Below are 18,815 nucleotides of genomic sequence, written 5' to 3'. Positions count from 1 at the left end.
ATTACCAAAATTCACCTTCCCAGGTGGTTCTTTGATTGGTGATGATGCCGGCTTCCTGAACTTTGCCAAGATCAAGGGTTCACATACTGCGATGAAATCCGGCATGCTCTGCGGTGAAGCGGTGTTTGAAGCGATTGCTGCTGGTGTAGAAAAAGGCGGTGATCTGGCGGTGGCGCGTGTAGTGGAAGGCGAAGATTTCTTTGTCAAAGAACTGACTGCTTATACCGACAAGTTTAACAACAGCTGGCTGAAAGAAGAGCTGTATAACTCGCGTAACTTTGGCCCGGCAATGCACAAGTTCGGTCAATGGATCGGGGGTGCCTTTAACTTTATCGACCAGAACGTGTTTAAAGTGCCATTTACCCTGCACGATCTGGTTCAGGATCATGCTGCGTTGAAAACCCAGGCGGCTGAAAGCTTCAAGCCAAACTATCCAAAACCGGATGGCAAGCTGACCTTTGACCGTCTGTCTTCAGTGTTTGTCTCGAATACGGTCCATGAAGAAAACCAGCCAGCGCATCTGAAACTCACCGATGCCTCTATTCCGGTGGAAGTGAACCTGCCGAAATGGGATGAGCCTGCACAGCGTTACTGCCCGGCAGGTGTTTATGAAATCATGGAAAATAATGACGGTTCGAAACGCTTCCAGATCAATGCAGCCAACTGTGTGCACTGCAAGACCTGTGACATTAAGGACCCTTCCCAGAACATCACCTGGGTGACACCGGAAGGTGGTGGTGGTCCGAATTACCCGAATATGTAAGGTAATTCCTGTGAATGAGAAAAATACATCTATTTCTCACATTCATATACCCACTCTTGAAGCAGTTAGTATTAACACTTCACTTTAATTTTTTAGGTAATTCCAGTTCCCTCGGGAGCTGGGATTAATAAATTTTCAAATAGAAAAATAGAAAAATAGAAAAATAGAAAAATAGAAAAATAGAAAAATAGAAAAATAGAAAAGATTGCATATAGGGTCAGAGATAAAAATAGCCTACTCGAAACCGAGTAAGCCATTTTTTAAGATTTAAAACAAATGACGAAAAATTTTAGTCATTCTTCTATGGATTATTGCTGAGCCACAAACTTGGCACGCGCTGCATGCAATTTCTTATAGCTGTCAATTAAACGTAGATGACGATCCAGCCCTTCAAGCTGCATGTTGGTTTCGGTCAAACCATAGAAACGGACTGTTCCTTCAATTGAACCTAAAACGGCATCCATACGGGCATCACCAAACATACGACGGAAGTTGTGTTCATAATCTTCCAGTTCCATTTCATCATCCAGAATGACTTCCAGAACGACATTCATGCACTGGTAGAACAGGCCACGTTCAACGGTATTGGTATTGAACTGCAGGAACTGCTCAACCAGATCTTTGGCTTCTTCAAATTGCTGCAAAGCCACATAAATCAGCAGTTTCAGTTCCAGAATCGTGAGTTGGCCCCATTCAGTATTTTCATCGAACTCGATACCGATCAAGGTTTTGATTTCGGTATAGTCATCCTCATCTGCTTCTTCCAGACGCTCAACCAATGCTTCCAATTGTTCATCATCCAGACGGTGCAGATTCAGGATATCTCCACGATATAACAAAGCCTTGTTGGTATTGTCCCAAACCAGATCTTCTACCAGATAAATTTCCGAATAGCCCGGTACCAGAATACGGCAAGCTGTTGCACCTAGATGCTGATACACCGCCATATAAACTTCATGGCCCATGTCTTCCAGAATCGTGAATAATTCCTGAGCTTCGTCCGCATTCGAATTTTGACCGTTATTAGTGAAATCCCACTCGACAAAATCATAATCTGATTTCGCGCTGAAGAAACGCCAAGACACTACACCGCTCGAGTCGATGAAATGCTCGACGAAGTTATTTGGTTCAGTCACGGCATTACTGCTAAAGGTTGGTTTTGGCAGATCATTCAGACCTTCAAAACTACGGCCTTGCAATAACTCAGTCAGACTGCGTTCTAATGCCACTTCAAAGTTAGGATGGGCACCGAATGAGGCAAATACACCGCCAGTACGCGGGTTCATCAGGGTGACACACATGACCGGGAACTGACCGCCTAAAGATGCATCTTTGACCAGAACCGGGAAGCCCTGTTCTTCTAGGCCTTTAATGCCTTCAACAATTTTTGGATATTTTGCCAGAACATGTTCAGGCACATCCGGTAGTGCCAGTTCACCTTCCAGAATTTCGCGTTTTACCCCACGTTCGAAAATTTCAGAAAGACATTGTACTTGCGCTTCAGCCAAGGTATTGCCGGCACTCATCCCGTTACTTAAGTAAAGGTTTTCGATCAGATTCGACGGGAAATAAACGGTTTCACCATCAGACTGACGTACAAATGGCAATGAACAGATGCCACGTGCTTTATTACCAGAGTTGGTGTCGTAAAGATGGATACCCAATAATTCATCTTCAGGATCATAAATTTCACGGGTATGTTCATCTAAAACTTCTGCAGGTAGTTCGCCATTTGGACCTGGCTGGAACCATTTTTCATCTGGATAATGCACAAATTCGGCATTGGCAATATCCTCACCCCAGAACTGGTCGTTATAGAAAAAGTTGCAATTCAGACGCTCAATAAATTCGCCCAAGGCAGATGCCAGCGCACTTTCTTTGGTCGAACCCTTACCATTGGTAAAGCACATTGGTGACTGCGCATTACGGATATGTAGCGACCACACATTCGGCACGATATTACGCCAAGACGCGATTTCAATCTTCATGCCAAGGCCTGCCAGAATGGCAGACATATTGGCAATCGTTTCTTCCAGCGGAAGGTCCTTACCCGGAATGAAAGTCGTATGGTCAGAAGCCAGACTTGGCATTAACAAGGCCTGAGCATCTGCATCGATACTTTCTACTTCTTCAATGACAAATTCAGGACCGGTTTGAATTACTTTCTTGACAGTACAACGATCAATCGAACGTAAAATCCCTTGGCGGTCTTTTTCAGAAATATCAGCCGGCAGTTCCACCTGAATTTTAAAAATCTGTTTATAGCGGTTTTCAGGATCAACAATATTGTTTTGCGAAAGGCGGATATTATCAGTCGGAATGTCACGTGCTGCGCAATAGACTTTGACAAAATAAGCCGCACAAAGTGCTGATGACGCCAGAAAATAATCGAATGGGCCGGGTGCCGAACCATCGCCTTTATAGCGGATCGGCTGATCGGCAATCACCGTGAAGTCATCGAACTTGGCTTCCTGGCGAAGATTATCGAGATAATTGACCTTAATTTCCATGTGGATACCTAAATATTCTTATGTGCCGTCACGGACAGATAAGATGCTGAATCTGAATATACAAGCCGGTTCACGGAGGAGAACTTGAATGAAAAATAGAAAATGGTCAGGTTATACCATTTGACGAAGTGTCTGGATAACGCTGCCGAGAATGGGCGCTATTATAGAATTATTTTATGAAATTGATAATATTTGTCTGAAATTCTGGCAGATTAAACCAGATCCTCAGTCTTTCCTGAGCTGCCGGAGCATGAATCAACTTCAAGTCATGGCTTATACTATTAATCAAAGTTGCAGATAAGGCAGATTTTCACCCGCCTAGTCTGAATGATTTCATAATTTTAAAAATCATAACTCAGTGCAAATACTGCAAGATTACGCTGCTTGTCATCATAGCGGTCATAACCGCCAAAGATATATTCACCTGACACACTCAACTGCGGTAAAAGCGCATAACTGAGTCCGGCAGAAGCATAACGAAAGGCAAACTGCTTTTCGGTATCGCCCAGTTCACCGCCCTCATATTTGCCTTCATCGTTAAAATAGCTTCCTGCTGCTGTAATGCTGGCATTGAGACGATCATTCAACTGATGGTTCAGGTTAAGCGTATAAAAAGTATCGCCCTGATTGGCATAAGCCACATCATACAGATAGGTCGATACGCTGGCGCCGATACTGGTTTGATCATTCAACGCACGACTTACATTTAAGCCCAACTCATTTCCAGTGGTGTTCTCACCGCCCGGATAATAATAGGTCGCATTCCATAAATCCCAGTCATAATTTTCGCTGCTATGGGTATAACCCAGCAGAAAATCATGCTCGAATTTGTCTGAACGATGTCCCGGACGCCCCTGCACTTCTGCATAAGAGTATCCAAGCGTAGATCCCCAATATCCAACATAAAAATTGCCATAAGCCAGATTCAATGCAGCCTGTACAGCAACGTCGTCATTTTCAGGTGCATTGGTCAAACCGCGGGAGACGTATTTGGAGACCACACTCAAGTTTCCGCTTGCTTCTATTTGTTTTACTTCCGCATCATCGGCATAACAGTAAAAACTTGAAACAGCAGCACAGCCAAACAGCACTGTTTGATTGAATATTTTCATAAAATATAAATGTATTAAGTAAAGCGGAGATAAAACCGAAAGCAGTCGAGGTTTTATCTCCGCTTTGGGACAAAATTGAAATTCGCTTTACTCCTGCTTTGCTAGGCGGCAGGAATAAAACCATAATTTAAGCGCGAGGCGCCTTGTAAAAAGGTGCAGATGAAGGCGCAAGAGCAGGTTTGCCACGAATATGGTCTGCCAGTTTTTCAGCGATCATAATCGTAGTTGCATTGAGGTTACCGGTAATGATCAAAGGCATAATCGAGGCGTCAATCACACGCAACCCCTGCATTTCATGTACGCGTCCATAACCATCGACAACCGCCATGTCATCCTCACCCATTTTACAGCTACATGATGGATGATACGCGGTTTCTGCATGATTACGAACAAATTCATCAATTTCAGCATCTGTTTGTAGATGTTTTCCCGGACTGATTTCTTCACCACGATAGGGATCCAATGCCGGCTGATGCATAATTTCCCGGGTAATCCGGATGGCATCGCGGAATTCACGCCAGTCCTGCTCGGTACTCATATAGTTGAACAGAATACTTGGATGCTCAAAGGGGTCTTTGGATTTCAGACGGACACGGCCACGTGACGGTGAACGCATAGAGCCCACATGTGCCTGAAAACCATGTTCATGAATGGCATTGGTGCCATTATAATTAATCGCTACAGGCAGGAAATGATACTGGATATTGGGCCAGTCAAATTCGTCTGAGGAGCGGATAAAACCACCGGCTTCAAACTGGTTACTGGCCCCAATACCTTTACCTAAAAACAGCCACTCCGCACCAATCATCGGCTGGTTATACCACTTGAGTGCCGGATATAAGCTAACCGGTCTTTTGCACTTATATTGCAGGTACATTTCCAGATGGTCCTGCAGATTTTCACCAACGCCTGGCAAATCCTGAACCACAGGAATATCCAGACTTTTTAACAGTTCGGCTGGACCTACACCGGAGCGTTGCAGGATTTGCGGTGAGGCAATCGCACCACCACATAATAAAACTTCACGATCCACAAAGACCTGAATCGGCTGTAAGGTATTTTGTCCTTCAAAATATTCCACACCAATTGCCTGATTACGATTAAACAAAATCCGGTTGGTCATAGCGTGGGTAATAATCGTGAGATTATCCCGGTCTTTGGCCATATCCAGATAACCACGTGCTGTACTGGAACGACGGCCTTGCGGCGTTACGGTACGGTCCATCGGTCCAAAACCTTCCTGCTGATAGCCATTCAGGTCATCAGTACGTGGATAGCCGGCCTGTACACCTGCCTCGACCATGGCATGGAACAGTTCATTATTGCCATTTTTAGGTGTTGCCACCGAAACCGGTCCAGAGTCACCATGATAATCATTGCCGCCAATATCGCGCGTTTCAGCTTTTTTATAATACGGCAGACATTCAGCATAGCTCCAGTGTTCTAGCCCCTTCAGGCTGGCCCACTGTTCCAGATCCATAGCATTACCACGAATGTAACACATGCCGTTAATTAATGAAGAACCGCCCAGACCCTTGCCGCGCCCGCACTCCATACGACGGTTATTCATATGTGGTTCAGGATCGGTCAGATAGGCCCAATTATAGCGTCGTCCCTGTAATGGATAAGCCAATGCAGCCGGCATTTGTGTTCTGAAGTCTAGACGGTAATCCGGCCCACCCGCTTCCAGCAACAGGACTTTTACATCCGGATCTTCAGTTAAACGCGCTGCCAGAACATTACCCGCAGAGCCCGCACCGATAATAATATAGTCGTAATTCATCAAATCCCCCTTATGCGCTAAATACAGATTGGAAAGGACTGAGTTCGACCTGAACCGATTTGGTCTGGGTGTAATGCTGCAAGGTCACAAGCCCATTTTCACGTCCAACACCGGAATGTTTATAACCACCGACAGGCATTTCTGCAGGCGATTCACCCCAGGTATTGATCCAGCAAATACCGGCTTCGATCTGATGAATGATCCGATGGGCGCGAGACAAATTAGGAGTGACTACACCAGCGGCCAGACCATACTCTGTGGCATTGGCGCGACAAATAGCCTCTTCTTCTGAGTCATAACTCAAAATACTCATGACCGGTCCAAAAATTTCATCACGGACAATCGTCATGTCGTCACGGCAATCGGTAAATACCGTGGGTAGCACATAAGCGCCTTGGGCAAATTGCTCATCTTCGGCACGGCCACCACCGCAAAGTAAACGAGCACCCTCTTTTTTGCCCTGTTCGATATAATCCAGCACTTTTTCCATATGAGAGAAGCTGGACACTGGACCAAAATTGGTGTCAGGATCAAGTGGATCCCCCATACGGATATAAGGAATGCGCTGCAGAATCTTTTCTTCGAATTCTGCTTTTAAGGCTAAAGGCACAAATACGCGAGTACCGTTGGTACACACCTGACCGGAACTATAGAAGTTGGCCATCATGGCTATATCTGCTGCCAGATCCAGATCGGCATCTTCACAGATAATCAGCGGAGACTTACCGCCCAGCTCCATCGTGACTTCTTTCAGGCTAGAATTTGCAGCTTGCGCCATGACCTTTTTGCCGGTAGAAACGCCACCGGTAAACGACACTTTGGCAATATCAGGATGCGAAGTCAGATAACCACCAATTTCACCACTGCCGGTAACCACATTAAAGACACCATGCGGCACACCTGCTTCAGTATAAATTTCTGCCAGTTTTAATGCAGTTAAAGGCGTCACTTCACTGGCTTTAAAGATCATGGCATTGCCTGCTGCCAGTGCAGGTGCAGATTTCCATAAGGCAATTTGAACCGGATAATTCCATGCACCAATCCCGGCAACCACACCCAAAGGTTCACGGCGAGTATAAACAAACGAACTGCTTCTGAGCGGGATTTGCTGGCCTTCTAATGCTGGCAAAATACCTGCATAGTATTCGAGTACATCTGCACCTGTCGCAATATCGACGGTGGATGTTTCACTGAAAGCTTTACCACTGTCGAGACTTTCTAAACGCGCCAGCTCGTCATTATGTTCACGGAGGATGGCAACAGCCTTGTTCAAAATACGGGAACGTTGAATCGCCGTCATTTCTGCCCAGACTTTTTGTCCTTGTTGTGCCGATTCAACAGCGCGATCGATATCTTTTCGCGTACATACCTGCACGTCTGCCAGAATTTCGCCTGTTGCAGGATTAATCGTTTGAAACGTGCTATTGGACGTTGCATCGACATATTGTCCATGAATATAAGGACGTTGCAGTTTGAATGTTGTCAATGGAATTTCCTCGCAGGTGGGTTATTTGAGTTGTTGCCGGATATATTCACTACACAGTTCAATCGGCAGTTCTGGGTCAATTTCGCCATTTACCAAAGCACCTCTTAACCAGAATCCGTCAATCAATGCTGCCAGACCTTGAGCGGCTTTCTCTGCCTGGTCTTTATTTAACTTTTTCATGAATTCGTATTTAAGATTGGAATGTAAGCGGTAATGATTGATCTGCTGTAAACGGTGTAATTCAGGTTGGTGCAAACTGCTAGCCCAGAACGCCAACCAGACTTTCATGGCCGCCTTATCCGTTTGTGGAGCAGCAAAATTACCACGTACGATCGCTAACAAGCGCTGCTCCGGTAAGTCATCAACCTGTATCTTTATCTGTGCAACAGATTTACCCAATTGCTGCAATAAGTAACGCATTGTGGCTTCAATCAAGCCATTTTTACCTTGAAAATAATGACTTATGATGCCGGTTGAGACACCTGCTCTCTGGGCAATCTGACTAATTGAAGCTTCTGCAAAACCTAGCTCATTCACTGCAGCTAAGGTGGCATCGATCAGTTGCTGACGACGGATCGGTTGCATACCAACTTTGGGCATAGGACTAACCTGAATAACGGATGTAACAATAAAAAATCACTCTGCTAAAGCAAATAGCTGAATGATGTAACAATTCATAAACGCTTTTTTAATTGAACGTTCAATTAATAAAAATTATAGTGCCAGCTCACCCTTGATGTACAGCGCAGTTTGTTTTGGATTTGCAAAAGTTTGTAATTCACGAAAACAAGGAAGCTTTACCGCAGGCTTTTGCTTTTAAATCACACTGCACTGTAGATCATCCGGCAACAAAACGATGGTTAGAGATTTATGCAAAAGAAAAATGAAGAGAAGCAAGATAGTCTGAATAAAGTGGTTTTTTATTTTTCGGCGACGCTTATTCTGCTGTTTTCTATCATTACCATTTTATTTAATGAACAAGCCAATCAAGTCATTATCAATATCTTAAACTGGGTCAGTCGTACCTTTAGCTGGTATTATCTGCTGGCGGCAACGCTGTATCTGGTTTTTATCGTCTTTATCGCCTGTTCCCGTTATGGCGAGATTAAACTCGGCCCTAAACATTCCAAACCAGAATTTAGCCTGCTGAGTTGGTCGGCGATGCTATTTTCTGCCGGGATCGGGATTGACCTGATGTTTTTCTCGGTGGCGGAACCGCTTTCCCACTATATGAATCCACCTGTGGGCGAAGGTGAAACTTTTGAAGCTGCGCGCCAGTCCATGGTGTGGACCCTGTTTCACTACGGTTTAACCGGCTGGAGTATGTATGCACTGATTGGGGTCGCGCTAGGTTATTTCAGCTATCGCTATAATTTACCGCTCACCATCCGATCAGCACTCTATCCTATTTTTGGAAAAAAAATTAATGGTCCAATTGGCCATACTGTGGATACGGCTGCAGTACTCGGCACGATTTTCGGGATTGCCACCACCTGCGGGATTGGCGTTGTGCAATTAAATTACGGCCTGCATGTATTGTTTGATTTACCAGAAAATATCTGGATTCAAACCGCACTCATCGCCGTTGCCGTGATTATTACTATTATTTCAGTCACTGCCGGTGTCAATAAAGGCATCCGGATCCTGTCTGAAATTAATATCTATGTATCAATTGGGCTGCTGCTATTCATTCTGTTTGTAGGCAATACCGAGTTTTTATTAGCCGCCTTGATTCAGAATTTTGGTGACTATATCAGCCAGTTCCCGAAGCTTTCTTTAACCAGTTTTCCTTTTGAACAACCGAAAGAGTGGATGAATAGCTGGACCCTGTTCTTCTGGGCATGGTGGATCGCCTGGTCACCTTTTGTCGGTCTGTTCCTGGCCCGTATTTCCCGTGGTCGTACCATTCGTGAATTTGTCACCGGGACTTTGGTTATTCCTCTGTTATTTACCCTGACCTGGTTGTCTATTTTCGGTAACAGTGCTTTATACAGCGTGATTTTTGATGGTAATACTCAACTTGCTACGACAGTTTTAGAAAATCCGGCACATGGTTTTTATGATCTGCTGGCGCAGTATCCAGGCTTTACCTTTACTGCAGGTGTCGCCACTATTACCGGCTTGCTGTTCTATGTGACCTCAGCGGATTCAGGGGCATTGGTATTGGGAAATTTCACGACCAAATTCACTAATATTGAGCATGATTCACCGCGCTGGCTCAGTGTGTTCTGGGCCATTGCCATCGGTTTGCTGACTTTGGCAATGCTCATGGCGAATGGCGTGACAGCATTACAGAACACCACAATTATTATGGGTCTGCCTTTTAGTTTCGTCATTTTCTTTGTGATGGCGGGACTCTATAAGTCCTTGCGTCTGGAGGATTTTCGTCAGGCAAGCACCAGCCTGAATGCGGCACCTGTGGTCGGTAATGTGGATATTTTGAACTGGAAGAAGCGTCTGAGCAGGGTCATGCTGCATCCAAGCCTGTCCCAGACCCGGACCATGCTGGACAATGTTTGCAAACCAGCCATTGAGGCCGTTGCAACCGAGTTAATTGACAAAGGCATTCAAGTCAATATTCAGGAAAAATCGCTTGAGGAAGAACCTGAACTGTATCATCTGGATCTGACCATTCAGCTCGATGAAGAAGAAAACTTTGTCTACGAAATATGGCCGGTACGCTATGACACGCCAAATTTCAGTTCACGTGGTAAACGAACCAAACGTTATTACTATCGTCTGGAAAGTTATCTCTTTGAAGGCTCTCAGGGCAACGATCTGGTCGGTTATAGCAAGGAACAGGTGATCAATGACATCCTGGATAAATATGAACGCCATATGATGTATCTGCATATTAACCGGATCAGCCCAGGTAAACGCCCGCTGTTCCCGGATCGTGAAATCTAGGATCGCTCAACTACGGAAGGACTGAATGATGTCAGAAAGTTTTAATGCTTTTGCCCTGTTTTTCTCCCTGCTCAATCCTTTTCTGATGAGTATTTATATGCTCGGAATTATCCGTAATTCCGACGCAAAAGTCTTCAACATGGCATTGATTCAGGGCAGTCTGATCAGCTTTATTGTGTTCATCATTTTTGCAAAAACCGGTGAAGCCTTCTTTAATGAAGTCTTGCATGTACGGTTTGAGTCCTTCCAGATTTTTGGCGGTATTATCTTTCTGGTGATTGGTTACCGTTATGTCTTTGAAGGTGCTGATACGATTGGCGTGATGCGTGGAGCGCCCAGTCATCTGGCCGGTACCATCGCCATGCCGTTTATGATCGGTCCGGGTACCATTTCGGCATCTGTGATCACCGGTATACAGCTCAGTTTAATGCAAACCATTCTGGTGATTTTCTTTACCCTGTTTCTAACCTGTAGCTTGCTGATCCTGATGAAATATCTGCATGATCATTTACAGCATAAATATTCTAACTACATTGACCTGTATGTCGATATTGTCGGTCGTGTTGCTGCGCTTCTGATTGGTACGATTGCCATCGATATGATTGTGACAGGCGTTACCGGAATTTTGGAAACCTGATAAATCCTTTCTATCAATAAATAAAAAGAGCGGTTTTTACCGCTCTTTTTTGATTTTAAATAATTAAAATTTAAATGACACACCGGCATAAGTAGAAAAACCTTCACCTGGCGAAGATCGCGCTACATCAGCACCTTGATCATTTAGCCCAGGAATCACGACCGCAGCATATTTTTCATCGGTGATATTTTTAAAGTTGATCCAGGTTTTCCATGATTGATGTTCTGGTGCATAACCCAGGTCAATGCCCCAGATCTGATAGTCGTCACTAAATCGGCTATTGGCATAATCATGTGCCATTTTGGATGCATATTCAGTATTCAGACCAATATACAGGCCATTATTCAAAGCATAACTCAGTTGAGCCTGATAAAGATGTTTTGGAATCCCCGGTAACTGGTTCTTGCCAAACAATGGATCATTTTTATACTGAAAATCGCTAAGCGTATAAGCTTGTTGCAGACGCACTTCGCCATATTCGGATTCATGCAATGGCGTATCCAGACTTAGCTCCACCCCTTGATGAATCGTTGGTGTGGCATTTGCTTCTACACTAATTCTTTCCTCTGAAGTAGTAGAATCAGAATCATTCCCGTAATTTTTAATCATTTCAGAAGACAATAGCTCCTTTTTAATCTTGGAATAATAGTAGCTCAGTGCCCAGTCTCCAAAACCTGATTGTCCACGCCCCCCCAGTTCAAAACTATTGGTGGTTTGCGTATCCAAATAGATTGGCGCACGTACTCGATTTGATGCAGCTCCACTGTCTTTAGAATAGTAATAAGGTGAAGACCAAGCCATTGCCCAAGGATGTGCCGGTTCAATACTCCGGCTTAAATTAGCAAACCATTGCACAGAGTCATTTGGCTGATAGGTCAATCCAACTCGTGGTGCAAAATTCCATTCATAACGACTGACTTTAGGATCTACATCAGGACCTAAATCTGGGTCGGGAATAATATTTGCATAAGTCACTTCACTTTCCCGATGGGTATACACAGCTGCCAATCCCAGATCTAATTTGAACTGATCATTTAATGTAGTTTCCTGATCAAATTGCAGCACGTTGTCTGAACCACGATAGGTATAACGGCGGGTAACTGTGTCTGCCGGATAAGTTTGATTACCAATTTCTGTATTAAATCTTAAAGTTTCAGTAACCCCACTGTCCGGGCGGTGTGTGGTAGTGCGCAAGGCAATACGCCCCTGATGCTCCAGACCTAGAAACTGATAAGGCCTTTCATACTGGAAGCGCGCTGTAATATCTTCATAATCGACATTAGTACGATAACTGCTTTCACGTAAATCCAGCGGATAATGATGATAAGCCAGACTGCCAGTCAGTTTTGCATCATCCTGTAAATTCCAGGTCGTGGTATTGGCCAGCCAAGTACTGCCCGGCTGAATCCGTTTGGCATCTACCGCTAAATTAAAGCTATTCGCTGCTTCAGGATCATTTTTGAGCTGTTCTTGTGTAATCCGTCCTGGAGTTAAATGCTTGCTCTCACGGTAACGAGCATAAAAACGGGTTTCGATATCCGGACTGATCTGATAGCCCAAATTAAAAGCCAGACCCTTACCATCGCCTTCAGCATGATCCTGAATTCCATCAAACTGGGTACTCGTCAGCGCCAGATAATAATCCATCTGATCCAGCTTTCGGCCGGTACTAAACTGATATTTTTGATAACCATGGCTGCCCATTTCATATTTGAGTTCAGAGCCATCCTGATCTGCGCCGGTCTTGGTTCTATAGTTGATTGTTCCACCTAAGGCCAGTCCGCCTTGCTTAAAGCCATTGGCTCCGCGATAAACCCCGACATGATTAATCCACCAGGGTTCTAGCAGTTCATACGCTGTACCGCCCGGCCCGGTAAATGGAATATCGTCAATCAGGACGTGCGTACCGGATGCGTGTGCACCTGAAGTCCGGTTGATTCCTGAGCCACGGATCGATATTTTTGCACCTTCATTCCCTGCAGACTGGGCATAAATTCCTGGCTGTAAACGGAACACATCGGCTGTGGTTGCAAGTCGCTGCTGTTCTAATTGCGGCTCACCAATGAAATTCGTTCCTCCTGAAACCTGAGCCAGCTCTTTCTGATATTGCTGCTGCGGATTGGCATTTTGCTCAGCGCTGATCACAATGGTATTCAGCTGTTGAACGTTGCCCGGTTCTACGGCAGTTTCAGCATAAAGATGACCTGAGACAATCGACAGAATCATGAGGCTCAGCGGGCTTTTCTTGAGAGGAATTTTTGTCATGTGCATGGCGATTTTATACAGTCCTGTATAAGTGATTCCGTTTTATGAGAGGAAATCAGTTTAAAAATTATGCTGTAGCATAGATCAACATTGTTATTTTCAGGAGTTATTTTCTGCCAAAAAATTGACTGATCAGCGTATGTTTTTTCATTTTATTTAATCTTTTTATTAAAAATCAACTTGCAAGATCAAAACCACATCCTAACAAGTTCCAAGAACTTAATTTTTAAGTAACTGATATTTAATAATATGCAATTTAATTCTGCACAGATGTATTTCCACTTGGCAAAATGTGATAAGTAGAAAAATTTATAATCGACCAAACCAGTTCTTTAATTTCGAAAGTTGGCCGAAGTTGTATATTTTCTGATTTAAAGTAGACAAGATTAACCTCGTCACCTTATAGAAAAATTGAAATCCTTGAGAGAAAAACAATCAATTTTTAAAAATCCTGACGATGCAGGATTTTTAAAAATAACGGACTAAATATATTTAACTATTCGCAAATTAGCTGTAATAGACCTGTCTTTTCTTGGAAAACCGATCCAGCTGTTTCAAGAAGCCTTCAAAATAATCTTTCTGCTTTTCTTCTGTGCGATAGCCGGCGTATAAAGTTCGACGTAAGCCTTCAGGCGCCACGCAGTCTAAACGGCGTGATGTCACCCAGCCTTTCTGCTCATATTCATTGACCACCCAATCAGGTAATGCACCAATCCCGCGACCACTTGCCACCAACTGAATCAGCATTTGGGTCAAGTCGGTGGTGCGAATGGCTTTTGGTAGAATATTAGCGGGAATAAACAAGCGCGACATAATGTCCAAACGGTGTTTATCCACCGGATAAGTCACCAGCGTTTCTTCAGCAAGTTCCTGAACAGTAATCTCTTTCGCACGTACTAATGGATGGGTATTGGATAAAACCAAGCGTGATTCGTATTCAAATATTGGAAAATATTCAATGCCTTTAAGCGCAATCGGATCAGCCGTAATCAGCAGATCAAACTCTCCAGTTTGCAATAATTCATGCGGATTCGACTCAAAACCTGAGGCAAAGTCCAGGTCTACATCCGGATATTGCATCCGGTATTGATTGAGTAGCGGCATCAACCAGTCAAAACAGCTATGACATTCAGAGGAAAAAACAATTCGTCCGGTCTGACCATGCACAATTCGGCTGATATCACTCTGTGCAATTTGAACTTGCGGTAATATTTCATCTGCCAGTTTTAGCAACCGCTCCCCAACATTTGAAAAGCTCACAGGGCGACTACGCCGATTGACCACTTCGATGCCAAACCATTGGTCGAGTTCACGTAGCTGATGTGACAAGGCTGATGGGGTTAAACATAAATCACTTGCTGCTGCAACCAGAGAACCATGCTCCCGCAGAGCAGTTAAAGTTCTTAAATGGCGAAGTTCTATCATGAAAAATACCGGAAATTTAAAAGACGGATGACACTTAATCTGTCTTAAGCATAACCCATTTTTCTTATTTTATTTAGTTTTTCTCATTTCAAAACCAGAATAATGAGATATATTCAACTATTAGGTTTATAGGTTTAAATTACTATTCCCTTAATTTCATTAATTTAATTTTCTTGGTTAACTTAACCATCATTAAAATAACCTATAAAATATTGATTAAACTTACAGCAGCATCAAGATAGAAAACTAACTCCGGTATAAAAGTCACAGAATAATTTTGCTGCACTCATACAATAAAAATTAGAAAGTATTTTAGAGGATGAAAGACTATGTCGAATCCAATCGATCGAAATGATGAAGAACTCACTGAAGAACAACTTGATCCTCAAGAAAAACAGGATCGTGAGATCCAGCGAGGTCAATTAGGCCTTCATGATCCACAGAGACAACGTGATCAGCTGCGTCAGGAAAGACAGGATGAGGAACAAATTCAGTAATTTTCCCTGAGATGCAAAATAAAAAACTCCCCATTCTTAAAATAGATGGGGAGTTTTTTTTCAGTATTAAAAAGTTAGGGACTAGTTTTTCGCATCACCACATCTTATACATCTGATCTAATCTGAACAGCTCACCTTCTTGGATGAGTGCTATTTTACTATTTCGTTTCTGTAGAGGCTTTTGCTTGTAGGGACTGCGCTTGTATTTCTGCCGTTTTTTTCTTGGCCTGAATTTGTGCCGCTATTTCCTGATTTTTCTCAGCAAAACGCAAGCCACCATCTCCGGCGAGACTGGTTTGGCTCATCACCATGCTGCTGCTCAAGATTAAAATCAGCTTAAAAAATTGAATTTTCATGTCTCATCTGCCTTTTTATTCTAATGGTATTAAAAATAAGCAATTATTATTCCAATGTTTTTATGCTTACTTAGATTTTAACTGCACTTTCTATTTTATAGGGATAATCTTCGAAAACACAGAGTCAATCATCGTAAAAATAGAAAAATCTGCAATAAGAATAAATAGATATTTTGACTACATCTCAGCTCAAATCACATCTGATTTTTTACTTCAGTCAAAAAAAATCGTTCAACAGCTTATTTGGATTATTTTCATTGGCTAAAATATAGTGCAAACACCCAGAGCAATAACAAAAAAAGAATCGCTGTGCAGGATTTCCAGAAAGTGACTGGATGCTTTTCAAGCATAGGGCGTGAAACTGATTTTTTAAATTTGATATCTGGGTGTTTCAGATCATATATAAAGGCTGAAAGTGCTTCATAGCGCTGCTCCGGGCGAATGGAAAGCGCTTTTTTAAAGATTGCGTCCAAGCCATGTGGCAGATCCGGTCGATACTCATAGAGAGGATGATATCGAACCTGCTTTAAGGCCTTTTCGGTCTTGCAGCGCGCGAGGTCCGTCCCATAAGGCAACTGTCGGGTTAATAAATAATAACTCATCACCGCCAGCGAGAACTGATCTGATTTTACTGAGGGTGAGCGTCCAATAAAATACTCAGGTGCCATAAAGGCCAAGGTTCCCAAAGGAACATCTGCGTGTTTGGGATTCAGTTCAACCAGACCTCTGACCGCAGTCGATCCATAATCAATCAGTTTCACTTTCAAGGTATCGGCTGGTTCGAGCAGCATGACATTTTCTGGTCGTACATCCTGGTGCAGCATTTCAAGACGGTGCATGGCATTCAGTGCCTTGGCCACCTGCTCAATGATCGGAAGCAACTGCTGTAAAGTTAAAGCAGTTTTATGACGGTGCAGCCATCGGTTTAGGCTTTCCCCTTGTAAATATTCATAACTTTGAAATAAAAACTTCTTGCTGCCCTTATGTGGATAGCATTGCAGCAGATTTTCATGTTTTAAGCGTTTCGATACCCAGTCTTCCAGCTGAAATTGTTCCATCGCTTGCAGGTCATCCTGCACATCGACAGACAAGGTTTTAATGACCAGCTGATTTTGTGTCGCTTCATCATGCGCCAAATAGAGGCTGCTGCGATGATTTTGGTGCAGAATTTTATCAATTCGATAACCTTCAAACAGATCACCATGACTCAACTGGTGTGGAAATAAAACATAGCTCTTGATATGAAAGGATTCCTCATCAGGAAACTGTTCCACTTTGATGATTTGAATGGTGAGATTGTCATCACTACCCCGCTTTAAGGCTAGTTCGACTATAGACTTGGCAATGATATCCAGATGTTGTTGCTGTTGAAGCAGATCTGATATGAGCTGCATATCAATAAACTCATAGACACCATCTGTCATCAAGATAAAGAAATCATCTTCACATAATTCAAGCTGCTGATAATCGACATCGATACGATGGTCGGCACCCAGTGCACGACTTAAATAATGTTCTGTTGATGACAGGCAAACACGGTGATCAGCCGTCAACTGTTCAATGACTTGTGCCTGAATGCGATAAATCCGGCTGTCGCCAGCATGAAAGATATGTGCCCTATTTTGTTTCAAAATCAGTGCACTAAAGGTGCAGACATAACCCTGGTCTTTATCAAAACGCCCGCGGCTTTGCTGGGTTTGTGCATAGAGCCAGGAATTGGTCGCACGAATGACCCGTGCCGCTGAAGTTTGGGTGCTCCATGCATCCGAAGTCGAGTAATAATCCGATAAAAAACTGCTGACTGCAGTTTCTGCTGCAATATGACTGACATTGCTGCTACTGATCCCGTCTGCAATTGCACAGGCAATTCCCTTACTGCTAAGCGCGTGGCCTTCAGGAATATAGACCCCATGAAAATCCTGATTCTGGGCTTTGATTCCAGCGGAAGAATATTGCCCAATGCTGATCTTTAATTTTTTATTCATTTTAAATACTCAAAAAGGGATCGAATCGATCCCTTTAATCTCAAGACATAAATCATCACGCTCAGATTAGAATTCTTTTTTATCACCAGTACGTACATGCGTGGTATAGAGTGCCAGACCGGTCAGTGCCAAACCACCCACCAAATTCCCCAGTGCCACCGGTAATTCATTCCACAAGAAATAGTCTGTAATCGAGAAATCACCGCCCATCATCATGGCAAATGGGAACAGGAACATATTCACCACTGAATGTTCAAAGCCCATGGCGAAAAACAGCATGATTGGCATCCACATCGCGATGAATTTGCCACTGACCGTGGTCGACATCATGGCACCAATTACACCGAGTGACACCATCCAGTTACACAGCATGCCGCGGATAAAAATCGTCATCCAGCCAGCAAAGCCATATTCGGCATAGCCCAAAGTCCGGTCTTCCCCAATATGGGCAATTTTCACCCCGACCGCGTTCGGTTCAGCTGCGAAACCCATGGTATAGACTGCGGCCATCAACACTGCCACGGTCAAACATCCAGCAAAGTTACCTAAAAAAACCAGACCCCAGTTTTTTAAAATACGGGCCCACGTCACCCCAGGACGTTTGTCTAACCAGGCTAATGGAGTCAATACAAATACCCCGGTCAGCAGGTCATAGCCCAATAGATACAACATGCAGAAACCGACTGGAAATAGCAGCGCACCGATCAGCGGCACCCCTGTTTGTACCGCAATCGTCACGGCAAATACTGCTGCCAGCGCCAGAATTGCGCCTGCCATAAACGCACGGATTAAAACATCGCGCGTTGCCATATGAAGTTTTGCCTCACCGGCATCGACCACTTTTTTTGCAAACTCTGCAGGAGCAAGATAAGCCATATTTTTATCCCCTTTATATAAATTACTTACCTGTTTGCAAATAAAAAACGCCTAAGGTCTATTTCAACCTTAGGCGTCTTTGCCTTGTATTATTCAAACAGATCAATCGTGTCATGGCGCCGTTGCCATATTTAATATAGATAAAAGCAAATAGCATGCCACTTATTTTAAATGGCTAATAAAAATCCTATAAATTATTTTAAAATTTCATCC

Annotated in this window: 14 protein-coding genes; 4 read left to right on the top strand and 10 right to left on the bottom strand. The window is 43.6% G+C overall.

Annotated elements, in window-relative coordinates; all coding sequences use genetic code 11:
- Positions 1-763, top strand: a 763-nt coding sequence (locus Q9R24_RS14290) for a 4Fe-4S dicluster domain-containing protein (RefSeq protein ID WP_311204563.1), incomplete at its 5' end; no start/stop codon positions are given.
- A 308-nt stretch (positions 764-1,071) separates the two neighbouring features.
- Here Q9R24_RS14290 and Q9R24_RS14285 read toward each other — a convergent pair.
- From Q9R24_RS14285 to betI, 5 genes are all read right to left on the bottom strand, one after another.
- Entirely contained in the window at positions 1,072-3,273 is a 2,202-nt protein-coding gene (locus Q9R24_RS14285) for an OsmC domain/YcaO domain-containing protein (RefSeq protein ID WP_311204733.1), read from the bottom strand.
- Positions 3,274-3,614: 341 nt separating this feature from the next.
- Complete coding sequence (locus tag Q9R24_RS14280; protein WP_243474339.1) at positions 3,615-4,385, bottom strand: hypothetical protein; 771 nt, start codon at positions 4,383-4,385, stop codon at positions 3,615-3,617.
- 127 nt (positions 4,386-4,512) lie between these two features.
- The gene (gene betA / locus Q9R24_RS14275) at positions 4,513-6,168 is read right to left on the bottom strand and encodes a choline dehydrogenase (RefSeq protein ID WP_253148254.1); all 1,656 of its coding nucleotides are present in this window, start codon (positions 6,166-6,168) and stop codon (positions 4,513-4,515) included.
- Positions 6,169-6,178: 10 nt separating this feature from the next.
- Positions 6,179-7,654 carry a betaine-aldehyde dehydrogenase gene (gene betB, locus Q9R24_RS14270; protein WP_311204734.1) on the bottom strand — a complete coding sequence of 492 codons (1,476 nt, stop codon included), beginning with the start codon at positions 7,652-7,654 and terminating at the stop codon, positions 6,179-6,181.
- A 21-nt stretch (positions 7,655-7,675) separates the two neighbouring features.
- A complete protein-coding gene (betI, locus tag Q9R24_RS14265) occupies positions 7,676-8,254 on the bottom strand; it encodes a transcriptional regulator BetI (RefSeq protein ID WP_004731001.1) in 579 nt (192 codons plus the stop codon).
- Positions 8,255-8,524: 270 nt separating this feature from the next.
- Here betI and Q9R24_RS14260 point away from each other — a divergent pair, with 270 nt between their 5' ends.
- Together Q9R24_RS14260 and Q9R24_RS14255 are read left to right on the top strand one after the other, a co-directional pair.
- Positions 8,525-10,561, top strand: a complete 2,037-nt coding sequence (locus Q9R24_RS14260; protein WP_311204735.1) for a choline transporter — start codon at positions 8,525-8,527, stop codon at positions 10,559-10,561.
- Positions 10,562-10,589: 28 nt separating this feature from the next.
- On the top strand, positions 10,590-11,198 hold the full coding sequence (locus Q9R24_RS14255) for a MarC family protein (protein WP_311204738.1): 609 nt from the start codon (positions 10,590-10,592) through the stop codon (positions 11,196-11,198).
- 63 nt (positions 11,199-11,261) lie between these two features.
- On the opposite strand, the gene Q9R24_RS14250 is transcribed toward Q9R24_RS14255, so the two are convergent.
- On the bottom strand, positions 11,262-13,469 hold the full coding sequence (locus Q9R24_RS14250; RefSeq protein ID WP_311204736.1) for a TonB-dependent receptor domain-containing protein: 2,208 nt from the start codon (positions 13,467-13,469) through the stop codon (positions 11,262-11,264).
- A gap of 501 nt (positions 13,470-13,970) precedes the next feature.
- Positions 13,971-14,888, bottom strand: coding sequence for a LysR family transcriptional regulator (locus tag Q9R24_RS14245; protein ID WP_004646984.1), 918 nt, complete (start codon positions 14,886-14,888; stop codon positions 13,971-13,973).
- A 329-nt stretch (positions 14,889-15,217) separates the two neighbouring features.
- Between Q9R24_RS14245 and Q9R24_RS14240 the strand changes: the two genes are divergently transcribed.
- On the top strand, positions 15,218-15,385 hold the full coding sequence (locus Q9R24_RS14240; protein WP_004280333.1) for a hypothetical protein: 168 nt from the start codon (positions 15,218-15,220) through the stop codon (positions 15,383-15,385).
- 158 nt (positions 15,386-15,543) lie between these two features.
- On the opposite strand, the gene Q9R24_RS14235 is transcribed toward Q9R24_RS14240, so the two are convergent.
- From Q9R24_RS14235 to Q9R24_RS14225, 3 genes are all read right to left on the bottom strand, one after another.
- The gene (locus tag Q9R24_RS14235) at positions 15,544-15,741 is read right to left on the bottom strand and encodes a hypothetical protein (protein ID WP_004646985.1); all 198 of its coding nucleotides are present in this window, start codon (positions 15,739-15,741) and stop codon (positions 15,544-15,546) included.
- Positions 15,742-15,995: 254 nt separating this feature from the next.
- Positions 15,996-17,726: a bifunctional protein-serine/threonine kinase/phosphatase gene (locus Q9R24_RS14230; RefSeq protein WP_311204737.1), complete on the bottom strand. Its 1,731-nt coding sequence runs from the start codon at positions 17,724-17,726 to the stop codon at positions 15,996-15,998.
- A 66-nt stretch (positions 17,727-17,792) separates the two neighbouring features.
- Positions 17,793-18,602: a formate/nitrite transporter family protein gene (locus Q9R24_RS14225; protein ID WP_004280337.1), complete on the bottom strand. Its 810-nt coding sequence runs from the start codon at positions 18,600-18,602 to the stop codon at positions 17,793-17,795.
- Positions 18,603-18,815: the final 213 nt, after the last annotated feature.

It is taken from the genome of Acinetobacter sp. RRD8 (genome assembly GCF_031844225.1).
GTDB lineage: Bacteria > Pseudomonadota > Gammaproteobacteria > Pseudomonadales > Moraxellaceae > Acinetobacter.
Note: the sequence above shows the minus strand (reverse complement) of the source record. Positions and strands in the feature narration are given on the sequence as shown.

What these genes read in the sequence shown, in the direction of transcription:
- Q9R24_RS14225 (WP_004280337.1), bottom strand. Translation starts at nt 18,602, where the DNA reads ATGGCTTATCTTGCTCCTGCAGAGTTTGCAAAAAAAGTGGTCGATGCC.
- Q9R24_RS14245 (WP_004646984.1), bottom strand. Translation starts at nt 14,888, where the DNA reads ATGATAGAACTTCGCCATTTAAGAACTTTAACTGCTCTGCGGGAGCAT.
- Q9R24_RS14235 (WP_004646985.1), bottom strand. Translation starts at nt 15,741, where the DNA reads ATGAAAATTCAATTTTTTAAGCTGATTTTAATCTTGAGCAGCAGCATG.
- Q9R24_RS14280 (WP_243474339.1), bottom strand. Translation starts at nt 4,385, where the DNA reads ATGAAAATATTCAATCAAACAGTGCTGTTTGGCTGTGCTGCTGTTTCA.
- betI (WP_004731001.1), bottom strand. Translation starts at nt 8,254, where the DNA reads ATGCCCAAAGTTGGTATGCAACCGATCCGTCGTCAGCAACTGATCGAT.
- Q9R24_RS14250 (WP_311204736.1), bottom strand. Translation starts at nt 13,469, where the DNA reads ATGCACATGACAAAAATTCCTCTCAAGAAAAGCCCGCTGAGCCTCATG.
- Q9R24_RS14285 (WP_311204733.1), bottom strand. Translation starts at nt 3,273, where the DNA reads ATGGAAATTAAGGTCAATTATCTCGATAATCTTCGCCAGGAAGCCAAG.
- Q9R24_RS14260 (WP_311204735.1), top strand. Translation starts at nt 8,525, where the DNA reads ATGCAAAAGAAAAATGAAGAGAAGCAAGATAGTCTGAATAAAGTGGTT.
- betA (WP_253148254.1), bottom strand. Translation starts at nt 6,168, where the DNA reads ATGAATTACGACTATATTATTATCGGTGCGGGCTCTGCGGGTAATGTT.
- Q9R24_RS14255 (WP_311204738.1), top strand. Translation starts at nt 10,590, where the DNA reads ATGTCAGAAAGTTTTAATGCTTTTGCCCTGTTTTTCTCCCTGCTCAAT.
- Q9R24_RS14230 (WP_311204737.1), bottom strand. Translation starts at nt 17,726, where the DNA reads ATGAATAAAAAATTAAAGATCAGCATTGGGCAATATTCTTCCGCTGGA.
- Q9R24_RS14240 (WP_004280333.1), top strand. Translation starts at nt 15,218, where the DNA reads ATGTCGAATCCAATCGATCGAAATGATGAAGAACTCACTGAAGAACAA.